The sequence below is a fragment of the Pseudomonas sp. NPDC087804 genome (assembly GCF_044742965.1).
GTDB classification, from domain to species: Bacteria; Pseudomonadota; Gammaproteobacteria; order Pseudomonadales; family Pseudomonadaceae; genus Aquipseudomonas; species Aquipseudomonas rustica.
The window spans coordinates 165,912-174,213 of record NZ_JBIUVN010000005.1 but is presented as its reverse complement, the minus strand read 5'-3'; the positions used below and the strand labels follow the sequence as shown (position 1 = coordinate 174,213).

Below are 8,302 nucleotides of genomic sequence, written 5' to 3'. Positions count from 1 at the left end.
ATCATGTGGATCATCTGCTGAGCTGGGAAAGTGTGTCTGACGACTCGGTCAATCAGCGCGTGCTGGACATCATCAAGGCTGTGCGCGAACGCGGTGACGCGGCGCTGGTCGAGTTCACCCAGAAGTTCGACGGCCTTGAAGTCGCTTCGATGGCCGACCTGATTCTGCCGCGCGAGCGTCTGGAACTGGCGCTGACGCGCATCACCGTGCCGCAGCGTGAAGCACTGGAAAAAGCCGCCGCCCGCGTGCGCAGCTACCACGAAAAACAGAAGCAGGATTCCTGGAGCTATACCGAGGCTGACGGCACCGTGCTGGGCCAGAAGGTCACGCCGCTGGATCGCGCCGGTCTGTACGTGCCGGGTGGCAAAGCGTCGTACCCATCCTCTGTATTGATGAACGCGATTCCGGCCAAGGTCGCCGGTGTGACCGAAGTGGTCATGGTCGTGCCGACCCCGCGCGGTGAAATCAACGAGCTTGTGCTGGCGGCGGCGTGCATCGCTGGCGTTGACCGCGTGTTCACCATCGGTGGCGCACAAGCCGTTGCCGCGTTGGCGTACGGCACCGAAAGCGTGCCGAAAGTCGACAAGGTGGTTGGCCCGGGCAACATCTATGTCGCCACGGCCAAGCGCCACGTTTTCGGTCAGGTTGGCATCGACATGATTGCCGGCCCTTCGGAAATCCTCGTGGTGTGCGACGGCCAGACCGATCCGGACTGGATCGCCATGGACCTGTTCTCGCAAGCCGAGCACGACGAAGACGCGCAGGCGATTCTGGTCAGCCCGGACGCCGAGTTCCTCGACAAGGTCGCCGCCAGCATCGACAAACTGCTGCCGACCATGGATCGCGCGACCATCATCGAAACCTCGATCAATGGCCGTGGTGCACTGATTCACGTGAAAGACATGGCCCAAGCCATCGAAGTCGCCAACCGCATCGCCCCGGAACACTTGGAGTTGTCGGTCGCTGATCCGCAAGCCTGGTTGCCGCAGATTCGCCACGCCGGCGCGATCTTTATGGGCCGTCACACCTCCGAAGCGCTGGGCGATTACTGCGCGGGCCCGAACCACGTATTGCCGACTTCCGGCACTGCGCGGTTTTCGTCGCCACTGGGTGTGTATGACTTCCAGAAACGTTCGTCGATCATCTTCTGCTCCGAGGCCGGTGCTTCCGAGCTGGGTAAAACTGCCTCCGTGCTGGCCCGTGGCGAATCGCTGAGCGCCCACGCGCGCAGCGCCGAATACCGCATCAAAGACGAACAGAAGGGAAACTGAAAAATGAGCAAATTCTGGAGCCCGTTCGTTAAAGATCTGGTGCCGTACGTGCCGGGCGAACAACCGAAGCTGACCAAACTGGTCAAGCTCAACACCAACGAAAACCCGTACGGGCCATCGCCAAAAGCCTTGGCGGCCATGCAGGTCGAGCTGAATGACAACCTGCGTCTGTACCCGGATCCGAACAGCGATCTGCTGAAAACCGCTGTCGCCAACTACTACGGCGTACAGAGCAATCAGGTGTTCCTCGGCAACGGTTCGGATGAAGTGCTCGCGCACATTTTCCACGGTCTGCTGCAACACGATCAGCCGCTGCTGTTCCCCGATATCAGCTACAGCTTCTATCCGGTTTACTGCGGTTTGTACGGCATCCAGTTTGATGCGGTGCCGCTGGACGCACAGTTCCAGATCGACCCGGCCGACTACGCCAAGCCGAACGGCGGGATTATTTTCCCAAACCCGAACGCACCGACCGGCTGCCTGCTGGCGCTGGAAGCGGTCGAGCAAATCCTCAAGGCCAGCCCGGATTCGGTAGTGGTTGTTGATGAGGCGTATATCGACTTCGGCGGCGAGACGGCGATCAGTCTGGTCGATCGTTATCCGAACCTGCTGGTGACGCAGACCCTGTCCAAGTCGCGCTCGCTGGCAGGTTTGCGCGTGGGTCTGGCGGTGGGGCATCCGGACTTGATCGAGGCGCTGGAGCGGATCAAGAACAGCTTCAACTCCTATCCGCTGGATCGTCTGGCGATTGTCGGTGCTGCTGCCGCGTTCGAAGATCGCGAGTATTTCGACAAGACCTGCCGGTTGGTGATCGAGAGCCGCGAGTGGGTGATCGCTCAGTTGCAGGCCAAAGGTTTTGAGGTGTTGCCGTCGGCGGCGAACTTCATCTTTGCGCGGCATCCGCAGCATGATGCGGCGGGGCTGGCGGCTAAATTGCGAGAGCAGGGCGTGATTGTGCGGCACTTCAAGCAGGAGCGGATTGCGCAGTTCCTGCGGATTTCGATTGGCACGCCGGAGCAGAATCAGGCGCTGATCGACGGCCTGGGCGAGCTTTAAAGGCAAGAGCCCCTCACCCTAACCCTCTCCCAAAGGGAGAGGGGACTGATTGGGGGATGCTGTTGAATTGCACCGACCTGATGCTGCTTTACCGAATCCATAATCGACTCGGTCTTTCAGGTCGATGTACACCGCAAGACACCTCGGTCGGCTCCCTCTCCCTCTGGGAGAGGGCTGGGGTGAGGGTCTGCTCTTATTCGTGATGTGGCTCGCCGAGGAATGTCAGCGAACTAAACAACCCACGACTATTCACATCAGCACTGTCCTTCACCGGCACCTCAACCTGCGCCGCAATCACATTCAGCCCTTCATTTCTCACCAATACCTGCGCCCGGCCATCCTTATCCGTCTCGGCGCTCAACGTGTTCGGCGCATTGCGATAGTCGCCAATCAACTTCACCCCCGGCGCCGGTTTGCCATCGAGCAATACCCGCACCGGCAATGATTTCCCCGGCCCCACCGTCAGTGGATCAACCTCCGGCACAATCAGCACCTTGATCTGATCCAGCTTCGGCAACTTCGCCCCCGGCTGATAAATCGCCAGACTGTATTTAAACGTCTCCGTCGCCTCGACAGCGCCCGGTACTTTGCTGCGCCCTTCATTGACCCACTTCTTGTCAGCGGTCTGCGACCACATGCCGTTATTCAGCGCCACGGCCATCACCGCAGGCGACTTCAGCGGTTTCAAACGTGCGTGATCAGCGAGCCGTTCAACGCTGACCGGAATCATTTTTCCGCCCGCGTCATAAGCCCAGGCGCCGCTGATTTTCTGCGCCTTGAACGCATTGTCTTCAGCGCCGTGGCCGTAGATCACTTCGATATTGCCGCGCCGTTGTTCCGTCCACAGGCCATGAGCCGAGACTTGGCCGGCGAACAGGGCGGCGATAAGCACGAGGGTTTTGCCGTATTGCATGGTGACGTCCTTTTACAGATTGAGTGTCAGGCTGACGGTGAAATTGCGCGGCTCGCCGGGGTTGACCCAGTAATTGCTGTAGGAGCGCTCGTAATACTTTTCGTCGAAGAGGTTGTTCAGGTTCAGGCCGACGGTGACGTTGTCGCTGGCCTTGTAGTGGGCCAGCAGGTCGACGGTGTGATAGGCCGGCAATTGAAAATCGCTGCCGGATTCACCGGAGCGGTCGCCGACATAAGTGAACGCCGCGCCGACGTCCGAGCCGCGCAAACGGCCATCCTGAAACTCATACACCCCGAGCAGACTGCCGCTGCGTTTGGCCACGCCGAGGATTCGGCTGCCGTTGGGAATCACCGCGTCACCCTGAGTGACTTCGGCGTCGATATAAGCGAAGGCACCGATTACCCGCACCGCATCGGTGACTTGCCCGGTGACTTGCCAATCGAAGCCGCGACTGCGCGCCTTGCCCATCGCACGGCTGGTATCGGTGCCCGGGTCGAGGGCGAGGACGTTTTCCTTGTCGATGTGGAAGAAGGCGAGGGTGCTGCTCAGGCGCTCGTCGAACAGCTCGTTCTTGATGCCGACTTCGTAGCCGACGCCTTCTTCCGGGTCGAAGGATTTGCCGGACGCGTCGAGGCCATTGTTCGGTTTGAACGAGGTCGAGGCGTTGGCGAACAGACCGGTTTCCGGCGTCAGTTGATAGAGCAGGCCGGCGCGTTGGGTGAGGGCGTCATGCCGTTGGTTGCTCGTGGCGTTGCGGCTGTGATCGTCGATGTGTTGATCGAAATGTTCGAAACGCGCACCGATCATCCCGCGCAGTTTGTCGGTGAAGATGATTTGATCCTGCAGGTTCAGCGCATGGCTTTCGACGTGTTCGAACGTATCCGTGCCCGAACGTGCACTGTTGGGTTTCGGCTGGCCGTAGATCGGGTTGTAGATGTCAATCGCGTAGGGGCCGCCAGCAATCGTGGTGACGCGCTCGTTCTTGCGGAAGTTCTCGTACTCGCTGCCGATCAGCAGTTCGTGCTGCCAAGGGCCGAGGTCGAACAGGCCACGCAGCTCCAGTTGGGTGATGCTGTCGTGCCAGTTGGTGTCGCGCTCGCGATATCGGCGGTTGACGGTGTGGCCGTCGGCGTTCAGCGGACGCGCTTCCGAAGCGAAGCCCCAGAGTTTGCCGTCCTTGTAATGGCTGGCCAGGCGCAACTTCCAGCTGTCGTTGAGGTGATGTTCGAGGGTCGCTTGCAGCAGGTTGTTGTGGTTGTCGATGTTACCGTCGTTGGGTTCACCGAGGAAGGTCGAGCGCGACACGCCGCTCCATCTGTTGTTCGGCGCAACGATGCCGCGATCGAACGTGGAGCTGTGGCGGACGATTTCGCTTTCCACCAACAGCGACGTGTCCGGGTTCAATTGCCAACTGATCGAAGGCGCGACGAACACGCGCTTGCTGTCGACGTGATCGCGAAAACTGTTGTTGTCCTCGACCGCGAGGTTGATCCGCGAGAGCACATCGCCCTGATCATCCAGCGGCGTGTTGACGTCCAGCGCAGTGCGATAGCGATCCCAACTGCCGGCGCTGGTTTGCAGCGTGGTAAAGGCTTCGGGCTGCGGTTTCTTGGTGACGATGTTCACCGTGCCGCCCGGATCGCCTCGACCGTACAGGCTGGCCGCCGGGCCTTTGAGCACCTCAATACGCTCGATGTTGGCCGCATCCGGCGTGCTCGGATAACCGCGATTGGCGCTGAAACCGTCCTTGTAGAACTCAGAGGTGGTGAAACCGCGCACGCTGTACTCGTAAAGCGTCAGGCCACCGAAGTTGTTCTGCTTCGACACGCCGCCAGCAAAATCCAATGCGCGCTCAACACTGCTGCTGCCCAGATCCTTGAGCACGCTGGCGGGAACTACGCTGATTGCTTGCGGGATATCACGAATCGCCGTGTCGGTTTTGGTCGCACTGGACGAACGCGTGGCGCGATAACCCTTGACCGGGCCGGTCGGCGATTCGTAATCGGAGATGACGCTGATGGCGTCGAGTTCGAGGGGTTGCGGTTCTTCGGCGAAGGCTGGATCAACCAGCAAACCGAGGCTCAGGCCGAGCAGGGAGGCCTTTGTTCGAGATGACATGTTATATTGTTCCAATTCCTAGAATTGAAACAATATAACATGCCTTTTGAGATTCGTTGCTATTCGCCTTAGACGGTGAAAACCCGCTTGTTTGGGGCGGGCCGAACATCTGGTTACCGCAGCGCACACGCGCCCTTCGTAGCACCGAGAAGAAGCTGGGAGCTAAAAAGCCGAATCTCTCGGCTCTTCACTAAGATTAACTTCAGAAAAAATACATCAATTACAGCCAGTTCAAATCGAAAACCGCCCTGAGTGAAATTAATCCCTTATCGATAAACTCGATTCTGCCAACGAGTTTTTTGTCAGGGCTCGAGACGGTAATGTAGAGCTTCCCTTCTGTTGCATTAAAGATTTCACCGTTCTGGCTATAGACCCACTGCATAAACACATCAGGAAAGTCTTCTGGGTAACTTAAAATGTTGAGGCCTTCTTGGAGACCATTACCAAAAGTTACTCGAAAACTGGAATTACCGGTTAGACGGACAGCATGGAGATCGCTGATTCTGCCCGAGTTGGGATTGTGTGCTACATCGATATCGTTGGGAGAGAAGGCTGTCCCGCCCGTAGGAGTGACGGTGAAACGACCTTTCAATGGGCGTTTTTCTTCGCGATTCATCTTGTCTTCCTTGTTAATAAAGAATAGTTGCAACGCAGAAAGATTAATGGCGAGTGTATTTTTTTGTAACTGTCAGATCTGACAGTCTGTGGATACCAATTTGTTATTAGAATTATCGCTAAACTGTTAGAAATGGCTCTAAGGAGGAAAGGGTACCTTCGTCAGTAGGGAGTATCGTCAACAAAAAACGCGGTGTATTAACACACCGCGTTTTATAAACGTGCTCCGAGAATACTATTTGCGTGCAGGGTTAGTTCTCTTCCTCCGCTTTCACCGGCGCCGGTGGTGGACGCAGACCAATTTCAGCGGTGAGCTTCAACTCTTTACCGTTACGCATCACCTGAATCGTCACTTTGTCAGTCGGCTTGATCCGCGCAACCTGGTTCATCGAGCGACGACCATCCCCGGCCGGCTCGCCATCAATGCTCAGGATCACGTCACCCAATTGCAGGCCGGCCTTCTGTGCCGGGCCATCGCGGAAGATCCCCGCCACGACAATCCCCGGACGCCCGGACAAGCCAAACGACTCGGCCAATTCCTGGGTCAGCGGCTGCACTTCAATGCCCAGCCAGCCACGAATAACTTGACCGTGTTCGATGATCGACTTCATCACTTCCATCGCCAGTTTCACCGGAATGGCAAAACCGATGCCCTGCGAGCCGCCGGACTTGGAGAAGATCGCCGTGTTGATGCCGGTGAGGTTGCCGTTGGCGTCGACCAGTGCGCCGCCGGAGTTGCCTGGGTTGATCGCCGCGTCGGTCTGGATGAAGTCTTCGTAGTTGTTCAGGCCCAACTGGTTGCGGCCAGTGGCACTGATGATGCCCATGGTCACGGTCTGGCCGACGCCGAACGGGTTGCCGATGGCCAGCGCGACATCGCCGATACGGATGTTGTCAGAGCGGCCGACAGTGATCGCCGGCAGGTTTTTCAAATCGATCTTGAGGACAGCGAGGTCGGTTTCCGGGTCGCTGCCGATGACGCGGGCGAGGGTTTCACGACCGTCCTTTAACGCCACGACGATCTGATCGGCGCCGCTGGTGACGTGGTTGTTGGTGAGGATGTAGCCTTCCGGGCTCATGATCACGCCGGAACCGAGGCTCGATTCCATACGCTTCTGCTTCGGCGAGTTGTCACCGAAGAAGCGGCGGAACTGCGGATCCTCAAACAGCGGATGGTTCGGCTTGTTGATGACTTTGGTGGTGTACAGGTTGACCACCGACGGCGCCGCGATGGTCACCGCGTCGGCATAGGACACCGGGCCCTGCTGCACGCTGGTGGTTTGCGGGGCCTGTTGCAGGTTGACGTCGAGGCTCGGCAGCCCGACCCATTGCGGGTAACGCTGAATAATCAACAGAGCGATAAGCACACCGGCCAACAACGGCCAGCCCATAAAACGCAGCGCCTTGAACATTAAGCACGTCCTGGAAAAGTTGCAGGCGGGGTCAGACCGCCCATAATGTCGCGCATTATACGAGGCCGCGCGTGCCTCTGAACGGGATATTTAGGAGTCTTTCATGGCCGTTGCCCTCAGCACCCTCGTCGAAGAAGCCGACCGTTACCTTGGCAGTGCGAAAATCGCCGATTATTGCCCCAACGGCTTGCAGGTCGAAGGCCGGCCGCAGGTGATGCGTATTGTCAGTGGCGTCACTGCCAGTCAGGCCTTGCTCGACGCTGCCGTTGAGGCCGGGGCGGATCTGGTGCTGGTGCATCACGGTTACTTCTGGAAGGGCGAAAACCCGTGCATCACCGGCATGAAACAGCGCCGGTTGAAGACGCTGCTCAAGCACGACATCAGCTTGCTCGCCTATCACTTGCCGCTGGATCTGCACCCGGACGTGGGCAATAACGTGCAACTGGCGCGTCAGTTGGACATCACGGTGGAAGGGCCGCTGGATCCGGATAACCTGAAAATCGTCGGCCTGGTCGGCTCGTTGAAAGACCCGATGACCGCCCGCGACTTCGCCCGCAAAGTGCAGGAAGTCATGGGCCGTGAGCCGCTGCTGATTGAAGGCAACCCGATGATTCGTCGGGTCGGCTGGTGTACTGGCGGTGGCCAAGGCTACATCGATCACGGCGTCGCGGCGGGCGTCGATCTGTTCCTCAGTGGCGAAGCGTCCGAGCAGACTTTCCACAGCGCTCGCGAAAACGACATCAGCTTCATCGCCGCCGGCCACCACGCCACCGAACGCTACGGCGTGCAGGCGCTGGGCGACTACCTGGCAAAACGCTTCGCCCTCGAACACATCTTCATCGACATCCCCAACCCGATCTGACTGACACGACCTCTGTAGGAGCTGCCGAAGGCTGCGATCTTTTGATCTTTAAAAA

7 protein-coding genes are annotated in these 8,302 nt (G+C 58.5%); 3 read left to right on the top strand and 4 right to left on the bottom strand.

Going from position 1 to position 8,302, the window contains the following annotated elements:
- A partial coding sequence (hisD, locus tag ACIOMO_RS11725; protein WP_401240772.1) for a histidinol dehydrogenase occupies positions 1 to 1,271 on the top strand: 1,271 nt, incomplete at its 5' end.
- Positions 1,272 to 1,274: 3 nt separating this feature from the next.
- A complete protein-coding gene (hisC, locus tag ACIOMO_RS11720) occupies positions 1,275 to 2,327 on the top strand; it encodes a histidinol-phosphate transaminase (RefSeq protein ID WP_212544068.1) in 1,053 nt (350 codons plus the stop codon).
- A 193-nt stretch (positions 2,328 to 2,520) separates the two neighbouring features.
- Here the strand turns inward: hisC and ACIOMO_RS11715 are convergent, their stop codons facing one another.
- The 4 genes from ACIOMO_RS11715 to algW form a co-directional block, all read right to left on the bottom strand.
- Positions 2,521 to 3,240 (bottom strand): DUF4198 domain-containing protein, encoded by a 720-nt coding sequence (locus ACIOMO_RS11715; protein ID WP_401240769.1) that lies wholly within the window; start codon positions 3,238 to 3,240, stop codon positions 2,521 to 2,523.
- A gap of 12 nt (positions 3,241 to 3,252) precedes the next feature.
- A complete protein-coding gene (locus tag ACIOMO_RS11710) occupies positions 3,253 to 5,358 on the bottom strand; it encodes a TonB-dependent siderophore receptor (RefSeq protein WP_401240766.1) in 2,106 nt (701 codons plus the stop codon).
- Positions 5,359 to 5,578: 220 nt separating this feature from the next.
- Entirely contained in the window at positions 5,579 to 5,974 is a 396-nt protein-coding gene (locus ACIOMO_RS11705) for a hypothetical protein (protein ID WP_401240763.1), read from the bottom strand.
- A gap of 250 nt (positions 5,975 to 6,224) precedes the next feature.
- Entirely contained in the window at positions 6,225 to 7,385 is a 1,161-nt protein-coding gene (gene algW / locus ACIOMO_RS11700; RefSeq protein WP_053117131.1) for a Do family serine endopeptidase AlgW, read from the bottom strand.
- A gap of 103 nt (positions 7,386 to 7,488) precedes the next feature.
- Between algW and ACIOMO_RS11695 the strand changes: the two genes are divergently transcribed.
- Positions 7,489 to 8,247, top strand: coding sequence for a Nif3-like dinuclear metal center hexameric protein (locus tag ACIOMO_RS11695; RefSeq protein WP_053117132.1), 759 nt, complete (start codon positions 7,489 to 7,491; stop codon positions 8,245 to 8,247).
- The last annotated feature ends 55 nt before the right edge of the window (positions 8,248 to 8,302 follow it).